Below are 15,820 nucleotides of genomic sequence, written 5' to 3' on the forward strand. Positions count from 1 at the left end.
GTTTCGGGTGAAATGGTCGGGCTGTCTGTTCATCGTCGGCGTCGTTCTTTGCTCAGGTTCTTAGCGTTCCATTCGATAGGTAGGCCTTCCTCCTCGGCGAAGTTCTGGACGAGCGCTAGGAACCGTCGTTTCGCTTCAGTATCGAGGACGGCGTTCGCGTCCGCTTGTTGGACGATTTCGGGGTACCCTCGACCGACGCCTGCTTCCGCGCGCACGATGTCGAACACGTAATCAACGAGCCCCGTGCGGAGAACCCATCCCGGGAACTCGAGGTAATCCATCGCGTCACCGTCCGGGATGTCGAGGTAGCCGAACAAGACGTCGGTAGCGAACTCGTACTCCTCACCGCGATACTCGGCCTCCATAGCGTCGATCGTCCCGTCCTGCCGGTGGGTGAAAACCTGCGAGCGGTCTCCCCAGTGTTGCGTGAAGCCCTCGAGGATGCGGGAGTCCGGGACGAACGGCTCGTCCCCGAGCCGGCTCCGGTACGTTCTGCGGAGCAGTTTCGCAATGTTCGTCCGACTGCTGCCGGCCGAATAGCCCACGACTGGGACCCCATGATGCTCGCTCGCGGCGAGGACACGGGACATGGTCTGTCGGTAGTAGTCGTCGCGCACCTCCGGCGAGTAGGTGTTAGCGAAGGTGGGAACGAGCGGACCGTCGTAAATGACCACCGGCGGCGGATCGAGATCGGCGAACTCCTCTATACAGGCGATGACAGTCTCTCCCTCGTCGCGGTAGCGTTCGTGGCCGGGCGCCCGTCCGTCGGTGTACCGGACGCCGTCTTCCTCCTCCGATTCCTGAGTGACTGCGTGGGGGCCGAGGATTCTGGTATTGAGGCCCTCGTCGTAATCCCCATCTTTGTGATGGTGGTTGGCGTTCCACGCGACTTGGACAAGTCCGAGGGGAACTGTGAACTCGTCTGTCGGGCCGAGCTCCGACCCGTCTGCGGCGATTGTCGTCACGCCCTCTAAGATGTCCTTCGCGTATCCGTTCACCGCTTCGTGGTTATCCCAAGAGGCGGACTCCTCGAACGGTATGACCGGTGAGCTGTTCTCGTCCCACTCCTCGGTCGGCAGTGCGCCTGGATATCGATCCGGACCCAGTTCACGCCGGAGTGGGTTTGTGTCGTACTCAGCGAGGGCGTCGCGTAAGGCCCGCCGGTACCGCTCGACTGTCTCTTCATCGTCTTCGGCGAACTCTCGAATTTCCGTGGCGTGATCGCGGAGATCATCGAGAACCGCTTCGGGGTGAAATGGCATTACTCCGACACCACCCGCGTCACCTCCCGGTCTTCGTCCTTTTCGAGTTCGATCGTCCGCTCAGTCATCGACTCGAACGTCCGGTCGTGACTGACGACCATAAGCTGGTTGAGCTGATCGAGATCGTCCAGTTGGTTCACGAGATTCTGCTTCTTCTGTTGGTCGAGGTTGGCGGTCGGCTCGTCGAGGAACGCTACACCGACGGAGGCTAACTGTTCGAGGATAGCGAGCCGGACGGACAGGGCCGCAGCCATCTTCTCTCCACCGGAGAGTGTGTCGAAGGGCTTGTTCTGGCCGCGGACGCGAACACGCAGGTTGTACGTCTTGTCCCAGACGAGCGTCTCCGTCGGGTTCCCGCGGAGCTGCTGGAAGATGGCGTTCGCGCGGTCACCGATCTCGCTGGTGATGAGGTCGCGCAGGTCTTCGGCACCCTGTTGGAGGCTGTTCCGCGCCCAGCGAGCGAACTCCTGATCGCGCTCTAACTCGGTGACTTCGTCTTCGAGGTCCTGCTTGCGCTCCTGTTTATCTTTGAGTTCGTCAAGTTCTTTCTTAGCGTCCTTCAGGTCGGACTGCGCACTTTCGAGCTTCCCATTTACTCCACCTCTTTCTTCTCTCAGCCCCTCAAGCTCTTCCTGGACTTCGTTGAGCCGTTCAGCGTCGAACTCGTCCTGAAGCGAGTCAACGCGATCCTCGACGCCATCGCGTTCCGATTTCAGCTCCTCCAACTCCTCCTGTTTGTCTTCGACTTCCTGCCGTCGGTCGGGGAGCTTCGCTGCTTCGTCCTCGTTTTTGACGTAATTCGTGTGGGCGTCCTCGGTTTCATCGATAACGTCCTTTAGACGGTCGATTTCGTCATCGAGCCCCTCGTACTCCGCGAGTTCTTCCTGAATCTCGCGGTACTCGACTCGTTTCTTACCCAGTTCGTTCCGAGTGTCACGGAGTTCCTCTGGGACGTCGTCCGCGCTTTCGACCGTGGCCCTCGCCGTATGGTAGTCATCGACGACTCCTTCGAGGTCATCCAGTTCTGCTCGCTTCTCCGGCAGTGCTGCGACTTCATCCTCAAGTTCTTCTTGCTCGTCTCGGAGCTGTCGTTTCTCCTCACGGAGATCATCAATCGCTCCTTCGACATCGTCGAGTTTGTCTTCCAACCGCGGGATTTGTTCGACCACATCCTTGGCGGCCTGGGCGGACTCGATTTTGTCCTCTATCTGCTCGATTTCGTCCTCTACGTCGGGGAATTCTTCCTCGGAGATTTCCTCGATACGCCCCTCGTTTCGCTCGATAACCTTCTCGCGGTGATCAGGAGTGACCGGCCGGTCACACGTCGGGCAGGACACTTCCGACACCTCCTCCAAGTCGAGTTCCCGGAGTTCCTGGTTCTGATCGCGGAGATCGTTCTTTTCGTTCTTCAGTGTCTGCTTATGAGCGAGGAGCTCTTGCCGTTCCTCCTGAAGGTCAGACAGTTGTTCGGCTTCCTCGCGCTGCGCCTCCGCGTCTTCTATCTCCGCTTCGATCCCGTCGGCTTCCTCGTCTAATTCCTCTATCTCGTCGTCGATATCCTCGACCCGCTCTTCGATCTCCTCGATACGCTCCTCGTCGTCATCGAGGTCACTGATCCGCTCCTCAAGCGATTCGTACCGCTCTTTCTTTGGTTCCAATTCCTCGACCGTCTCCCGTGCCTCCCGTGCTTCTCGTAAGTCCCCCTTGTGGCGACTGATCTGGTCTTTCAAACGGTCGATCTGGCTCCCGACATCGGAACGCTGATCCTTTAGCTGGTTGCGCTCGTCACGTTCCTCCTCGAGTTCGTCGAGTCGGTCCTGTGCGTCCTCGTAGCGCGTATAGTCCTCCTCGACATCCTCAATGATCTCCTTCGCTCTTTTCGCGTCCTCAAGCCGTTCCTCCGCATTTTCGAGAGCATCCCGGTGCGCGGGGATTTTTGTCTCTTCGAGGGATTCCAGATCCTGCTTGGCGTCTCGGAGCCTCTGGTTCAGGTCTTCTAATTCCTCTTCTTCCTCATCGAGTTCTTCGATCTCTTCGTTGAGCGACTGGAGTTCCTGCTCCAGTTCTTCGACGGCCTCCTCTTGTTCCTCTACATCGGCCTGCACTTCGGGGAGATCTTCCAGCTTTGCCTCGAGTCGCGTTATTTTCTCTTCAAGTTCGTCGATGTCGTCCTCGAACTCCTCTTCCAATCCACTCAGCGACTTGTATGCCTCTCGGTACCGTTCGATGTCGAAGAGCGGGTCGAACGTATCGATCCGTTCGGTTTCCGTCTTCGTGAAGTCTGAGAGGAAGTCCGTCTGCGGCACGCCCACGCTTCGCTCCCACGCTTCGGACAGGTCGTCTGGATTGTCGATCCCGAGCTGGTTGCAGATCCAGTCCTTGACGTCGCTGTTGGTATCTAGCCCGAGATTGTCGCCGTTCTCGTCCAGTACGTCGTACTTCGACCGACCTGCCCAGCGTCGGACTGTATATGTCTCCCCGGTGACCCGGTTAGTGAACGTAACCTCGACATGTCCGGAACTCTCGCCGTCGCGGATCAACCGCTTCTGATTTCGGAAGGGGTGAGTATCGAAGAGGGCGTAGCCAACTGCCTCCTGAATGGTACTCTTCCCCGAGCCATTGTCGCCGAGAATCGCCGTCACTCCGTTCCCCAACTCTATCGTCGTCTCCTCGCCGTAGCTCTTGAATTTCTCCAACGTGACTTGGTCGATAGCGATGCTCATTCAGAGTTCACCCCGTTCGCCGCTCCGTCTGCTTCTCCCTGCTCGTCTCTCGCTCCCGGCCCTTCTGGGAAGAGTTCCCGACGCCGCTGCCTGAGGTAATCCGCAATTTCTCCGACGCTCTGTTCGTCCTCGTTGACCAACCCCTCCACCTGATCTAACGTCTCTGCGACAGCCTCTGCCTCGGCGCTGTATCTGGACTCCCCGGCAATAGTCGTGAACACGCGCTCCTGGAGAGCGTCCGTGTTGACGGTCCCGTCCGGATTGAACGCCTCGTCGCGTTCCAGGTCGCCGAGCAGTTCCTGAACCGCCTTCCGCTCCGTGTGATTCGTCGGTTGAACGTACAGTGCGTCGAGTTCCTCTTCGGCGAGGCCGGTAAGGACCTCAACGTCGAATGTGGTGTGGTCGAGCAGGAGCGTGCCTTCGAAGCGAACATTGACTATCGGCTCCCGGCGGTTCCCCCGACCGTCGAGGTGAATCTCGCGTTTACAGACCTCCTCAACTTCCGGCCGTGCGTTTTCCAGTTCGGTCTCGAAGTCAGCGCGGAGATCTTCGAAGGTGCGATACCCTGAAACGTCGAAGTTTAGCGTGTGGTAGGGGCGGCGCTTGGAGAGGTGGTGTTCGGCGGCGCCAGAATCCGTCTCGTAAATGTAGTACCCGTGGCTGTCATCCCAGCGCCCTTCTTGGATGTCGAAGGCTTCGAGGCTGCCCGGGTTACGGGCCATCCTCCCGCTCTCGAATCGTTTGTGGATGTGGCCGAGAGCGATGTAATCGATGAGATCCTCAATGTCCGTAAGGGCCGCGCGCGCGACGTTCGCGCCCAGGTCTGGGACCGCGTCGTCAACGCCGAAATGAGCGAGGAGAATCGTCTTGTCCGGCTCTCCTTCACTATGGTTTACGGCCTGGATGCCCTCCGCGACGTTGGGAAGGTCTCGTTCGATGTACGCGCCTCGATACTGAAGCCCGAAACAGCGGATAAGCTCGTCGTCACGTTCGAGGTCTACGTAGCCACCCCCACCCTGCCGCGGATCGGCCGCGTCGGTTGGCGCGAAGGTCGCTCGGTCGCCGGATAGGTCCGCTGATAGAAGTGTTAGCAAGCCTTTGTTGTTCAGATACTCCAGCCACGTTAGATCTCGCCGGCGGCTCATATTTTCCTCGTGATTCCCGGGCGAGACGATGACGGGCTGTTGAACGTCCTCTAGCAGTTCTTCGGCTTTCTGGAGCGTCTGCGGACGAATATCCCGAGAGTCGAACAGGTCGCCGGGGATGAGAATGGCATCGGTATCTTGCTCGTGGGCCTGCGACAGAAAATGCTGGAAGCTGAGGCCGGCGTCGGTCTCCCGTTGCTTGAGTCCGTACTGTCGGCGACCGAGGTGGATGTCAGCTGCGTGTGCTAAACGCATTATTTCAGACCCCACCGGTAGTTACCGCCACGATGCTCAAACTCAGATCTACTACTGATACAGTCTGCCGCATGTATCCGATAATTATGTCGTATTCTACAGGAGTGTTAAAGGTAGTCACGGCGGAGTGAAAGTAGTGACTCAGTCGGGTGGCTGCTAGTGAATCCCAACCATTATACCTGCCCGCTGCAATCTAAATCCTAGCGAATCGCGTGATGGCGGCGACCCCCATTCGGAATTCGAATGAAATGTTGCGCGGAAATAGCGTCTTCTTTAAAAGAGACGCTACGCTGTACTGCGAATGTGGATCGTTCGGAAAACGAATGGGCGCTGCAGGATTTGAACCCGCGACAACTTGGTCCGAAGCCAAGCACTCTGTCCAAACTGAGCTAAGCGCCCTCGTTTCTGAATACCGACGTGCGGCGGTTTAAACCCACGGATTCGGGGCGGAGCCGCCGACTACCGCTTTTCTCGCTGTTCGACCTTGTTCAGTTCGATGAGGAGGCGGAACACGGCCTTCACCAGATTCGAGTCGACGTCGAACTGCTCGGCGTTCCGGCCGGCGCGTTCCATTACGCGCTCTTCTTGCCCTTCGTCGGTCGTCGGGAGGCCGCGATCGGCCTTGACCTGTGCGACCGAGTCGGCGACGTAGGTCCGCCGGGCGATCAGCTCGACGATCTCGCGGTCGATGTCTTCGATCTCGGCGCGGAGTTCGTCGAGCGACATCTCCTCGGTCTCGACGGCCAGTTCCATCTCGGTTCGCTCGGGGCTGCTGTCTCGATTCCGGTCTCGGTCTCGGTCTTGGTCTCGGCTCATACCAGTCGTGCTCCGTCGTTCCGCGTCGTGGTTCGCCAGGTCCGGCCGCTCCGCCGGTCCCAGCGGTCCTGTACCGCGTCCAGTCCGTCCGCGTCGCCGACGGCGACGACGCTCGGGCCGGTGCCCGACAGCGACACGCCGGCGACGTGGGGCATCGCCTCGACGGCCGGATCGGGCGAGAAGCCGAGCGCCGCCGAGAAGGCGAGGCCGTTGACCGTCATCGCGTCGGCGTAGCGACCGTCGAGCGCGAGGTCGGCGACCAGTTCCGCCATCGGCGCGACGTTCGCACACCGCTCGACGTCGGCGTCGGCGGTGTAGGCGCGCTCGGCCGGCGTCCAGACGAGGACCTCCCAGTCGACCTCGTCGCGGGCGAGCAGTTCGTCGGCGTCGTTGTCGGTGATGGTGACGCCGCCGAGCATCGAGGCCGAGGCGTCGTCGAACGCGCCGGTGACGGTGACGCCGACGTCGCGGGCGGCCTCGACGCCGAGGCGACACGCCTCGATGGGGTCCGGGTCCGCGCCCAGGGCGTCCGCGGTCGCCAGAACGGTGGCGTTGGCCGCGGCGCTCGAACTCTTGAGGCCGGCGGCCATCGGGACGTCGCTCTCGGTTCGGACCGTCCCGCCGGAGACGTCCCCGCTCCCGCCGCCGTAGGTCTCGATCGCGCGTTCGACACAGCGTTCGATCAGCCGGGTGTCGGCCTCCGGGTCCTCGGCGACTTCGCCCTCGACGGCGCCCGAGTCGTCGAGGTCGACCGAGGCGGTCGTCTCGGCGTCGATAGCGAACGCCGAGCCGGTACCCGTCGAGAGGGCGTTCAGCACCGTTCCCGCCCCGAGGGCGACTGCGCGGCCGTGCATACAGGAGTGCTCTCGAGCGGCGTGAAAGGTGTAGCGATCGACGATGAGGGATCGGTGCGGGCGCGGGGCACCTACGCGTCGGCGCATTCGCGGCGGACGAGTCCGAGCACGCGCCAGGTCACGATCGTCTCGCCGTCGGGAGCGCGTCCCGTCACGTCGCCGGGACGCGTCACCGCGCTCTCGACAGCCGGCGAGGTCCGCTGGCGGCACCCGGTCGGGAGCGCTGTCTCTCAGGTCGTTCCGGTCGGCGACCGGGTGTTCGTCGGAACCGACGACCTCGACTACGGCGACCGAAGCGGCGCCGCGGGTCGGGTCGTCGCGCTCGAATAGGGCCGGCCCCGGTCTTCCTCGCAGATCGGTCATCGCGTCCCTTTTGAGCGCGCCGACCGAATCGCGAGGTATGAGCGCCCGAAACGACGTCCCGCCGGACACCGTCGGCGTCGACCTCCTCGACCACGGCGTCGAGGTGGAGTACACCGACGGCCGCACGACGCTGTACCGGGGCGTCCCAGAGCCCGTCACCGACACCCTCACCACGCCCCCGAAGAAGGAGACCCACGTCCTCGTCACGGACCCGACCGAGTCCGAGGGCGTGATGCTCTACGTGAACGACCTCAAGACCCACGACGACGTCCTCGACTCGACCGGCGTCGGCCGGGTCATCCTCGACGAGGGCGAAGAAGAGGAGATCTTCCCGGGAGTCACCGTCCGCCGCCTCGGCGGGATGCGAAACGAGATCGAGGCCAACCCCGCGGTCGCCCGCGGTCGCGTGTTCGTGTTCGTCGAGGACGACTGGAGCGAGTCCTCCTACGAGTTCGTCGCGGAGGACGCAGTAGACGACACCGAGGCCGACGCGAACGAGGCCTGACGATGGCGCTCAGAAAGGCCTGGAACTCGCTGGACAGGAGCACGGTCGGGAGCGTCCCCGACGCCTACGGGCTCGTCGAGTTCGGCGACGGGGAGGGAACCGTCGTCCGGGCGGAGGCGGGCTTTCTCCCGGATCTGCTCCGCGAGGAACTGGCCTACGGCGACGCCGAGCAGGTGCGCTGGGAGCGCGCGCAGTCGAAGGACCACGCCGAGCGGTTGCTGGACGAGCGGTAGCGAGAGAGAGAAAGACGGCGAATGGGGCGCGACTCAGTGGCCGTGGCCGTCCCCGTCTTCGTCTTCGTGGCCCTCGGGGTGCGTCGGCGTCCCCGAGAGATTCTCGCCTTCGAAGCGCTTCGCGCGGAGGTACCGCGCCCGGTAGCGGTTCGCGCCCTCGTAGACGTCGGCCTCGCGGATCTCGTCGACGCGGCCGTCCGCGACGGCGTCGATGATCGCTTCGACCTGCTCCTTCTCCGAGGGGGTGAGCTCGAACTCGTACGTTCTGGACTCTTCCTCTTCGAGCTTCGTCCACTTGCGCGCGGCGGCGACGACGAGGGAACACGGCTCCCGGCACGGGAACGCGCCCGCGCCGCCGTCGGCCGCCAGCTCGTCGCCCGCCTCGTACTGCCACTCGCGGCGCTTCAGACACTGGGAGTCCACACAGCAGGCCTCGGCGATCCACTCGACGCCCTCCCGGGGGAGCTCCTCGATGACGTCGTAGATGCCGGTCTGGCGCTCGGCGGTCTCGCGCCAGTGGGTGACGTCGAGTTCGCCCTCGCGTTCGAGGTTCCAGTTGGGGATCGACGCGGGATAGAGGATATCGAGCGTCTCGACGGCGTCGCGGCCGTCCAGTTCGGGGAACACCCACCCCGAGACGAGCGAGGGCGCGCTCTTGAGCGGGCGGTAACGTCCCCGGTCGTCGTAGGTGGCGAGCTCCCGCGCGTCGAGGGGGTCGTCGCGGACGTCGAGTTCGTCGGGGTCGCGCCCCTCGTCGTCGGCGTGGCGGATCTCGTAGGCGCGGCGGTCGTCCTCGCCGAGCGTCGCGGTGACGACGATCTCGCCCCACTCGGTCTCCATTCCGTCCCGGAGCGCGTCGTACCGCTCGGGGACGGGATGTTCGTGGGCGGCCTCCGCGTGGCGGAGGAACGCGCGCCGGTGGCGGCCGCGGTCGCCGACCGCGACCGCCCAGTAGTGCCAGTTCGTCACGTACGGTGCGACGCCTTCGGAACGAGCGACTTCGCGGAACGCCGACTCCGAGAGGCCGTCGTGACGGACTTCGTCGTCGCCGTTTACGTCTTCGATCGCGAGCGCGTAGCCGTCGTCCGTCGCCTCGACGTGGAGTCCGTCGAGGGCGACCGCGCCGCCGCTTTCGACCGCGTCGAGGAGCGCATCGAGCTGTTCGTCCCGCACGTCAGTCACCCGCCGCCTGCGTCTCGGTGTCTGTCTCGGCCTCGGCCTCGCGGGTCGCCTCGCGCACGGTCGCGATGGCCTCCCCGATGTCGGCGCCGGCGTCGGCGGCGCGTTCGAGGATCACGTCGGCCATCAGGCCCTCGGTCCCGACCGCGCCGGCGTACCAGATCCGGTGGCCGTCGACCTCCGCGGGCACGTCGTAGCCCGTCCGGTAGTCGTCTGTGAGCCCCATATCCTCGGGGATGTCCTCCTGGGTGTGGAAGCCGTCGGCGATGAAAAGCGGCACGACGACGACGTCCTCGCTCTCGAAGTACTCCGTCACGTCGTCGACCTCCGGCTCCTCGTCCATGTAGAGCGCCTGCACCTCGTCGAAGCGGTCCGTCTTGCGGACGCGCTCGGCGTGGTACTCGATCGCCTTCGCGGAGTTCTCGTTGCGCTCGGTCCCGTGGCCGACGACCGCGAGGCCGAACCCCTCCCCGACGTCGGGATCGCCGGTCACCGTCTCGGCGCGGCGGACCAGGACGTCCGTCATCGCCTCGTGGGTGCCGACCGGGCCGCAGTAGTGGACGGTCTGGCCGGTGTCCGTGGCGGTCAGCGTGGCGGTGTCGGCGCTGAGGCCGTCGGAGTCCCACTCGGAGACGTCCCAGCCCGACAGCCGGAGCTCCCGCGGGATCACCTGCTCGGTGAAGTACCCCTCGCTGATAAAAAGCGGGACGACGTACGCCTCGTCGGACTCCACGGTCCGGAGGACCTCCCTGAGAGAGGGTTCCTCCTTCCAGAAGCCCGTCTTCACCTCGTCGAACGCGCCCGTTTCGCGGATGGTGTCCGCGTGGTGGTGCGTCGGCGCCGACGAGTCGGGGTTGAGGTGCGACCCGTGCGCGACGATGACCAGCGCTTGCATAGGGGAAACTGAGAGCGGAACGCCCTTAGTGACTTCGGGTTCCGCGAACGAATGTTTCGATTTCCGAAGGCGGACCTCGCGCTCGCGAAAAGGATCCCCGAGACTTTTGGTTCCGACCGCCGAGCAACGGGATATGTCACTGGCCGCCGAGACGCGGGCCGCCGTGCGCGCCCGCCCGTGGCTCCTCCGGGCGCTCCGCGCGGGCGCGGTGAACTACGCCGCCGCCGCGGAGACCCTGGACGTCGACGGCGACACGGACTCGATCGCGACCGCGCTCCGACGGTTCGAAGCCGATCTCGACCCGCTGGACGAGGGGAGCCGCGAGGCCACGGTCCGGATGCGGAGCGGCGTCGGCCTCGCGGGCGTCGACGTGCTCACCGGCGAGAGCGCCGCCGACTCGGGCGCCGAAACCGACGACGCCGACGTCCTGCTCGCGGTCGGCGAGGAGGCGATCGTCACCACCGACGAGAGCCTGACGGCGATCCTCGCCGAGGGCGACGTCGACACCGCGGCGCTTTCGGCCGTCGTCGACCGCCTCCGGGCGGAGAACGTCGTCGTCGACGCCGCGGGGCTCGCGGGCGGGACGCTCGTGGTGGTCGTCCCGCGGAGCGACGGCGCGAACGCGCTCCGCCACGTCGAATCCGCGCTGGAGTCGGTGCCGGCGTAGCGCGTCGTACTCCCGGCGGATCCATACTCCGGCGGAGCGGGCCGAACGGCCTCACCCGTCGAGATCGACGTCGAGATCCAGCTTTTCGACCGACTCGCGGACGACCGCGGCCGAGTCGTCGAGGGCCTGTCGCTCGTTCCCCGAGAGATCGAACTCCAGGACCTCGCGGACGCCGCCGCGGTTGACGACGCACGGGAGGCTCACGTACACGCCGTCGAGGCCGTGCTGGCCGTCGACGAGCGTCGAGACGGTGAGGATGGCGTCGTCGTCGCCGAGGATCCGCTCTACGGTCGCCGTCACCGAGCGCGCGACGCCGTAGTTGGTCCGGCCCTTGCGCTCGATGATCTCGTAGGCCGCGTTCCGGACCTCCGTCTCGACGCGCGCTCTGAGGTCGGCCACGTCGCCGACGCCGTGGAGGTCGCAGTAGGTCTCCAGCGGGACGCCGCCGAGGTTCGCCGAACTCCAGACCAGCACCTCGCTGTCGCCGTGCTCGCCGATCACGTAGGCGTGGACGTTCCCCGGCGCGATGTCGAACTCGCGGCTCAGCGCGTGGCGGAACCGCGCGGTGTCGAGGACGGTCCCCGACCCGATCACGCGCTCGGCCGGGAGGTCCGAGACCGCCCAGGCCACCTGCGAGAGCACGTCGACGGGGTTCGTCACCACGAGGACGACGGCGTCGTCGTCCATCCCCGCGGTCACTTTCGGGATCAGCTCCGCGAAGATCTCCGCGTTGCGCTCCAACAGCTCCAGTCGCGTCTCGCCGGCCTCCTGGCTCGCGCCCGCGGTGACGACCACGACGTCGGCGTCCCAGCAGTCCTCGTAGTCGCCGGTCCGGACTCGTACGGGGGAGGTGAAGAACGCGCCGTGGTCGAGGTCCATCGCCTCGCCCTCGGCGCGCTCCTCGTCGACGTCGACGAGGACGATCTCGCCGACCAGGCCGCTGTCCATCAGCGCGAAGGCCGTGCTCGACCCGACCGCGCCCGCTCCGCCGACGACGGCGACCGTTCCGGTTCCACGGCTCCCTGACATACCAGATAATTACTTCCGTATCGAGTAATCTTTTGTGGCACCAGCGCGCCGCGGCGTCCACAGAGCGAGCGCCCGCAGGGTGCCGCGTCGCGCGTTCCGACGGCTTGAAAAACGCGTCTGCAGTAAGAACCGTTAATGACGCTGTCCGTGACCAACACCCTGACGGGCGAGCGCGAGGAGTTCGAGCCGCGGAACGACGACGAGGTCCTGCTGTACGTCTGCGGGCTGACGGTCTCGGACGACGCGCACCTGGGCCACGCCCGGCTGTGGGCGCACGCGGACGTGATGCACCGCTGGCTGGAGCACGAGGGCTACGACGTCCGGCACGTCGAGAACTTCACCGACGTCAACGAGAAGATCGTCGCGCGGATCGGCGAGGAGTACGGGGAGAGCGAGCCCGAGGTCGCAGAGCACTTCACCTCACACGTCATCCGCGACATGCGCGGGCTGAACCTCAAGCGGGCGGAGGTCTATCCCCGCGTCTCCGAGCACGTCCCCGAGATCATCGACCTCGTGGAGACGCTCGTCGAGAAGGGCTACGCCTACGAGTCGAACGGCTCGGTCTACTTCGACGTGACCGCCTTCGAGGAGTACGGGAAGCTCTCGAATCAGCGGCTCGACGAGATCGAGACCCAGGGCCCCGAAGACGAGCGCTCCGAGAAGCGCCACCCCGCGGACTTCGCGCTCTGGAAGGCCGGCGCCGTCGACCCGGAAGACGTCAAAGCGCACCGCGATCCCGACCTCGACCCGATCGAGGAAGCCCGCGGCGAGACCTGGGAGTCGCCGTGGGGCGAGGGGCGGCCCGGCTGGCACATCGAGTGCTCGGCGATGTCGATGACGCATCTGGACGACACCATCGACATCCACGTCGGCGGCCGCGACCTGGTCTTCCCGCACCACGAGAACGAGGTCGCCCAGAGCGAGGCCGCGACGGGCCAGCAGTTCGCGCGCTACTGGCTCCACGTCGGCCTGCTCCAGACCGCCGGCGACAAGATGTCCTCCAGCCTGGGGAACTTCCTCACCGTCGACGACGCCCTCGACCGGTACGGCGTCGACGTCGTCCGGACGTTCTACTGCTCGACCGGCTACCGCGGCGAACAGACCTTCGGCGAGGCCGAGATGAATGAGGCCGAAGAGCGCTGGGAGCGGCTCGAACGCGCCTACGAGACCGCCGTCGCGGCCGCCGACAGCACCGACGCGTACGCGAAGGTCGAAGACGAGTCGTTCCGCGACGCCGTCGCGGCGACCCGCGAGGACTTCCGCGCGGCGATGAACGACGACTTCAACGTCCGCGAGGCGATGGCCGCGCTGCTCGAGCTCGCGACGGCGGTGAACCGCCACGTCGACGAGCGCGAGGCGTACGACTTCTGGGCGCTCCGGGAGGCGACGGAGGCCTTCGAGGACCTCGGCGGCGACGTGTTCGGGCTCTCGCTCGGCGAGTCGGGCGACGGCGAGGGCACCGTCACGCTCGCCGAGGAGCTGGTCGAGCTCGTTCTCGACGTCCGCGAGGCCGAGCGCGAGGCCGGCAACTACGAGCGCGCGGACGAACTCCGCGACGAACTCACCGCGCTCGGGGTCGAGATCCAGGACAGCGACGACGGACCGACGTACCGCTTCGAGTAGCCCCGGAGTCGCCGCCGGGGCCTACGCCATCGTGAACAGGTCCGAGTCGTCCGGGATCTCGAACAGCCCCAGTCGGACGCCAGCGTCGAGCCAGCCGTAGCCGTAGGAGAAGGCCGCCAGCGCGTTCACCGGGTCGTCGTTCTCGCGGAAGTGTCGCCCGTCTTCGAGATACGACAGCGCCATCTCCCGCACCTCTCCGGCGGCCTCGCCGAGGGGCGTCGACTTGGGGACGGCGACCTCGGCCGCCGCGAGCGCGTCGGCGAACATCTCCTCGTAGCGGTCCGTCTTCTCGTCAAAGTCCGCGGGCATATCGGTAGGCTCCGACGCCCGAGTACGTATGCCTCACGACGGCGACCCGGCCCCGGCCGCGAGCGCTCGCGAGCGGAACGAACGTTTATGATGGTGTTGGTGCTTGTTGTGGACGGTTTGGTTGATCTACTCGGTGGCGCCGTCGTCGTCTCGGCGTTCGCGGCGGGCGCCGGCACGCTCGGGCTGATGTGGTATCTGCGGCAGTACCGCGAGACGGTCAGCGCCACGTGGTTCATCGCCACGCTGGGCGTGCAGGCCCTCATCGCCTTCGCCTACGGGCTCGGCCTCCTCGTGTTCGACCCGGCGCTCCGCGCGCACGCCGAGGCCGTCGTGTGGGTCGGACTGGCGTGGCTCGGACCGCTGTTCCTGGGGTTCGCCCTGAGCTACACGGGCCGCCGGGACCTGTTCCGCTCGCGGCGCTTCCGGACCCTGTTCGCCGTCCCAGCGGTCGGCAGCCTCCTGGCGCTCACCCACCCGCTGCACGGACTGCTGTGGCAGGAGTTCCGGATTACGCCGCTGTTCGGGCTCGCGACGGTGCGCTACGAGATCCAGCCGCTCGGGTTCGCCGTCGCGGCCATCGCGCTCGCCGCCGCAGCCGTGGCCGTGTTGCTGTTGGTCGAGACGATCGTCGCGTACGGGCCGCTGTACCGCCGCGAGGCGATCGCCGTCGCTGTCAGCACGCTCCCGCCCGCCGCGGCGTTCGTCGTGTGGCTCGCCGGCGTCGGTCCCTGGCCCGAACTCAACCTCGGCGTGGCGATGCTGGTCCCGCACGTGCTCTTCGACGCGTACGCCTTCGTCGGCACCCACATGTTCGAGACGAACCCGACGACCCAGCGGGCCGCCGCCCGGAGCGCGCTCGACGACCTCGACAATCCGCTGTTCGTCGTCGACGCGGACGGGCGGGTGGTGAAGCGCAACGACCGCGCCGAGTCGCTGTTCGACGCCGAGACACCGCCCCGACAGCCGATCGCGCTCGACCGCCTCGTCGGGGTCGACCTCGCGACGCTCCTGGAGGCGGGCGAGATCGAGGTCGACCGGGAGGGCGGCCGGGTGTTCTCCGTCTCCTACACCCCGCTTACCGACTCGGCCGACACCGAGGTCGGGGGGCTCGTGGTCCTGTACGACATCTCGACCGAACGCCGACAGAATCAGCAGCTCGACGTCCTCAACCGCATCCTGCGGCACAACCTCCGCAACGAACTGACGGTCATCTTGGGGCGGGCCCAGCTCATCGAGTCGGCCGCGACGGACTCCGATCTCGGGTCCCAGGCCGGCACGATCCGGAAGGCCGGCGAACGGCTGCGGTCCATCTCCGAGAAGGCGCGCGACTTTTCCCGCGTCGCCGACCGGGAACCGCGGTGGGTCGAGACGGACCTCGCGTCGCTCGTCGCGTCCGTGGTCCACGAGGCCCGGGAGGCCCACCCGGAGGCCGAAGTCGACGTCGAGGTCGACGTCGGGGCCGAGGAGTCGCCGTCCAGCGTCCGCGTCGATCCCGACCTGCTGTCGCTGGCCCTCTCGAATCTCGTGGACAACGCGATCGTCCACGCCGTCGACGAACCGACGGTGAGGATCCGCGTCTCCGACCTGGCCGCGAGCGGTCGGGAGCGCGAGATCGAAAGCGGCCCTGAGGGAGGGAATGACCCCGAACGCGGCGGAATACGCATCGCGGTCAGCGACGACAATCCGGAGATCGAGGCGGCCGAACTCGCGCCGATCCGGAGTGGCGACGAGACCGACCTCCAACACGGCAGCGGCATCGGCCTCTGGATCGTGAAGTGGTGCGTCACCGCCCTCCGGGGCGAACTGCGGTTCGAGTACGACGGCGGCAACGTCGTCGTGATCGAACTCCCGCCGGTAGAACCGACGGACGGGTCCCGGTAGCGGCGCCGGGGGATGACGCCGTGTGACAGTATTGCACACATCGGACAATTAGTGTGGCGGGCCTCGCGCACGACAGCGGAA

General features: G+C 65.8%; 15 protein-coding genes and 1 tRNA gene. 6 read left to right on the top strand and 10 right to left on the bottom strand.

The window, feature by feature from the left end; translation table 11 throughout:
* Nucleotides 1-29 precede the first annotated feature (29 nt).
* The 6 genes from ACQUQ0_RS11425 to ACQUQ0_RS11450 form a co-directional block, all read right to left on the bottom strand.
* The gene (locus ACQUQ0_RS11425) at nt 30-1,262 is read right to left on the bottom strand and encodes a DNA double-strand break repair nuclease NurA (protein WP_435185138.1); all 1,233 of its coding nucleotides are present in this window, start codon (nt 1,260-1,262) and stop codon (nt 30-32) included.
* Complete coding sequence (locus tag ACQUQ0_RS11430) at nt 1,262-3,985, bottom strand: AAA family ATPase (RefSeq protein WP_435185139.1); 2,724 nt, start codon at nt 3,983-3,985, stop codon at nt 1,262-1,264. The genes ACQUQ0_RS11425 and ACQUQ0_RS11430 overlap by 1 nt, the downstream gene beginning before the upstream one ends.
* Complete coding sequence (locus ACQUQ0_RS11435; RefSeq protein WP_435185140.1) at nt 3,982-5,385, bottom strand: metallophosphoesterase family protein; 1,404 nt, start codon at nt 5,383-5,385, stop codon at nt 3,982-3,984. The genes ACQUQ0_RS11430 and ACQUQ0_RS11435 overlap by 4 nt, the downstream gene beginning before the upstream one ends.
* Before the next feature lie 324 nt (nt 5,386-5,709).
* Nucleotides 5,710-5,784: transfer RNA gene (locus ACQUQ0_RS11440), tRNA-Arg, on the bottom strand.
* Nucleotides 5,785-5,844: 60 nt separating this feature from the next.
* Nucleotides 5,845-6,138, bottom strand: coding sequence for a chorismate mutase (locus tag ACQUQ0_RS11445; RefSeq protein ID WP_435185421.1), 294 nt, complete (start codon nt 6,136-6,138; stop codon nt 5,845-5,847).
* A 59-nt stretch (nt 6,139-6,197) separates the two neighbouring features.
* Nucleotides 6,198-7,055 carry a shikimate kinase gene (locus ACQUQ0_RS11450; protein ID WP_435185141.1) on the bottom strand — a complete coding sequence of 286 codons (858 nt, stop codon included), beginning with the start codon at nt 7,053-7,055 and terminating at the stop codon, nt 6,198-6,200.
* A gap of 21 nt (nt 7,056-7,076) precedes the next feature.
* Between ACQUQ0_RS11450 and ACQUQ0_RS11455 the strand changes: the two genes are divergently transcribed.
* The 3 genes from ACQUQ0_RS11455 to ACQUQ0_RS11465 all read left to right on the top strand — a co-directional run bounded on the left by ACQUQ0_RS11455 (nt 7,077) and on the right by ACQUQ0_RS11465 (nt 8,156).
* A complete protein-coding gene (locus ACQUQ0_RS11455) occupies nt 7,077-7,385 on the top strand; it encodes a PQQ-binding-like beta-propeller repeat protein (protein ID WP_435185142.1) in 309 nt (102 codons plus the stop codon).
* A gap of 70 nt (nt 7,386-7,455) precedes the next feature.
* Nucleotides 7,456-7,923, top strand: coding sequence for a DUF5796 family protein (locus ACQUQ0_RS11460; RefSeq protein WP_435185143.1), 468 nt, complete (start codon nt 7,456-7,458; stop codon nt 7,921-7,923).
* 2 nt (nt 7,924-7,925) lie between these two features.
* Entirely contained in the window at nt 7,926-8,156 is a 231-nt protein-coding gene (locus tag ACQUQ0_RS11465) for a DUF7508 domain-containing protein (protein ID WP_435185144.1), read from the top strand.
* 33 nt (nt 8,157-8,189) lie between these two features.
* Here the strand turns inward: ACQUQ0_RS11465 and ACQUQ0_RS11470 are convergent, their stop codons facing one another.
* Both ACQUQ0_RS11470 and ACQUQ0_RS11475 read right to left on the bottom strand, forming a co-directional pair.
* Nucleotides 8,190-9,338 carry a DR2241 family protein gene (locus tag ACQUQ0_RS11470; RefSeq protein ID WP_435185145.1) on the bottom strand — a complete coding sequence of 383 codons (1,149 nt, stop codon included), beginning with the start codon at nt 9,336-9,338 and terminating at the stop codon, nt 8,190-8,192.
* The gene (locus tag ACQUQ0_RS11475; protein ID WP_435185146.1) at nt 9,331-10,230 is read right to left on the bottom strand and encodes a CbiX/SirB N-terminal domain-containing protein; all 900 of its coding nucleotides are present in this window, start codon (nt 10,228-10,230) and stop codon (nt 9,331-9,333) included. The genes ACQUQ0_RS11470 and ACQUQ0_RS11475 overlap by 8 nt, the downstream gene beginning before the upstream one ends.
* Before the next feature lie 133 nt (nt 10,231-10,363).
* On the opposite strand from ACQUQ0_RS11475, the gene ACQUQ0_RS11480 reads away from it, so the two are divergent.
* Nucleotides 10,364-10,897 (top strand): DUF7523 family protein, encoded by a 534-nt coding sequence (locus tag ACQUQ0_RS11480; RefSeq protein WP_435185147.1) that lies wholly within the window; start codon nt 10,364-10,366, stop codon nt 10,895-10,897.
* A 51-nt stretch (nt 10,898-10,948) separates the two neighbouring features.
* Here the strand turns inward: ACQUQ0_RS11480 and ACQUQ0_RS11485 are convergent, their stop codons facing one another.
* Nucleotides 10,949-11,926, bottom strand: a complete 978-nt coding sequence (locus ACQUQ0_RS11485; protein ID WP_435185148.1) for an L-lactate dehydrogenase — start codon at nt 11,924-11,926, stop codon at nt 10,949-10,951.
* A 135-nt stretch (nt 11,927-12,061) separates the two neighbouring features.
* Between ACQUQ0_RS11485 and cysS the strand changes: the two genes are divergently transcribed.
* Nucleotides 12,062-13,549, top strand: a complete 1,488-nt coding sequence (gene cysS, locus ACQUQ0_RS11490; protein WP_435185149.1) for a cysteine--tRNA ligase — start codon at nt 12,062-12,064, stop codon at nt 13,547-13,549.
* Nucleotides 13,550-13,570: 21 nt separating this feature from the next.
* Here cysS and ACQUQ0_RS11495 read toward each other — a convergent pair whose 3' ends face one another.
* Nucleotides 13,571-13,858: a DUF357 domain-containing protein gene (locus ACQUQ0_RS11495; protein ID WP_435185150.1), complete on the bottom strand. Its 288-nt coding sequence runs from the start codon at nt 13,856-13,858 to the stop codon at nt 13,571-13,573.
* Nucleotides 13,859-13,975: 117 nt separating this feature from the next.
* Between ACQUQ0_RS11495 and ACQUQ0_RS11500 the strand changes: the two genes are divergently transcribed.
* The gene (locus ACQUQ0_RS11500; protein WP_435185151.1) at nt 13,976-15,739 is read left to right on the top strand and encodes a histidine kinase N-terminal 7TM domain-containing protein; all 1,764 of its coding nucleotides are present in this window, start codon (nt 13,976-13,978) and stop codon (nt 15,737-15,739) included.
* The last annotated feature ends 81 nt before the right edge of the window (nt 15,740-15,820 follow it).

The sequence above is a fragment of the Halobellus sp. EA9 genome, from assembly GCF_051195055.1.
In the GTDB taxonomy this organism is placed as follows: Archaea; Halobacteriota; Halobacteria; order Halobacteriales; family Haloferacaceae; genus Haloquadratum; species Haloquadratum rubicundus.

What these genes read in the sequence shown, in the direction of transcription:
- ACQUQ0_RS11475 (WP_435185146.1), bottom strand. Translation starts at nt 10,230, where the DNA reads ATGCAAGCGCTGGTCATCGTCGCGCACGGGTCGCACCTCAACCCCGAC.
- ACQUQ0_RS11485 (WP_435185148.1), bottom strand. Translation starts at nt 11,926, where the DNA reads ATGTCAGGGAGCCGTGGAACCGGAACGGTCGCCGTCGTCGGCGGAGCG.
- ACQUQ0_RS11435 (WP_435185140.1), bottom strand. Translation starts at nt 5,385, where the DNA reads ATGCGTTTAGCACACGCAGCTGACATCCACCTCGGTCGCCGACAGTAC.
- ACQUQ0_RS11430 (WP_435185139.1), bottom strand. Translation starts at nt 3,985, where the DNA reads ATGAGCATCGCTATCGACCAAGTCACGTTGGAGAAATTCAAGAGCTAC.
- ACQUQ0_RS11450 (WP_435185141.1), bottom strand. Translation starts at nt 7,055, where the DNA reads ATGCACGGCCGCGCAGTCGCCCTCGGGGCGGGAACGGTGCTGAACGCC.
- ACQUQ0_RS11460 (WP_435185143.1), top strand. Translation starts at nt 7,456, where the DNA reads ATGAGCGCCCGAAACGACGTCCCGCCGGACACCGTCGGCGTCGACCTC.
- ACQUQ0_RS11445 (WP_435185421.1), bottom strand. Translation starts at nt 6,138, where the DNA reads ATGGAACTGGCCGTCGAGACCGAGGAGATGTCGCTCGACGAACTCCGC.
- ACQUQ0_RS11495 (WP_435185150.1), bottom strand. Translation starts at nt 13,858, where the DNA reads ATGCCCGCGGACTTTGACGAGAAGACGGACCGCTACGAGGAGATGTTC.
- ACQUQ0_RS11425 (WP_435185138.1), bottom strand. Translation starts at nt 1,262, where the DNA reads ATGCCATTTCACCCCGAAGCGGTTCTCGATGATCTCCGCGATCACGCC.
- ACQUQ0_RS11465 (WP_435185144.1), top strand. Translation starts at nt 7,926, where the DNA reads ATGGCGCTCAGAAAGGCCTGGAACTCGCTGGACAGGAGCACGGTCGGG.
- ACQUQ0_RS11480 (WP_435185147.1), top strand. Translation starts at nt 10,364, where the DNA reads ATGTCACTGGCCGCCGAGACGCGGGCCGCCGTGCGCGCCCGCCCGTGG.
- cysS (WP_435185149.1), top strand. Translation starts at nt 12,062, where the DNA reads ATGACGCTGTCCGTGACCAACACCCTGACGGGCGAGCGCGAGGAGTTC.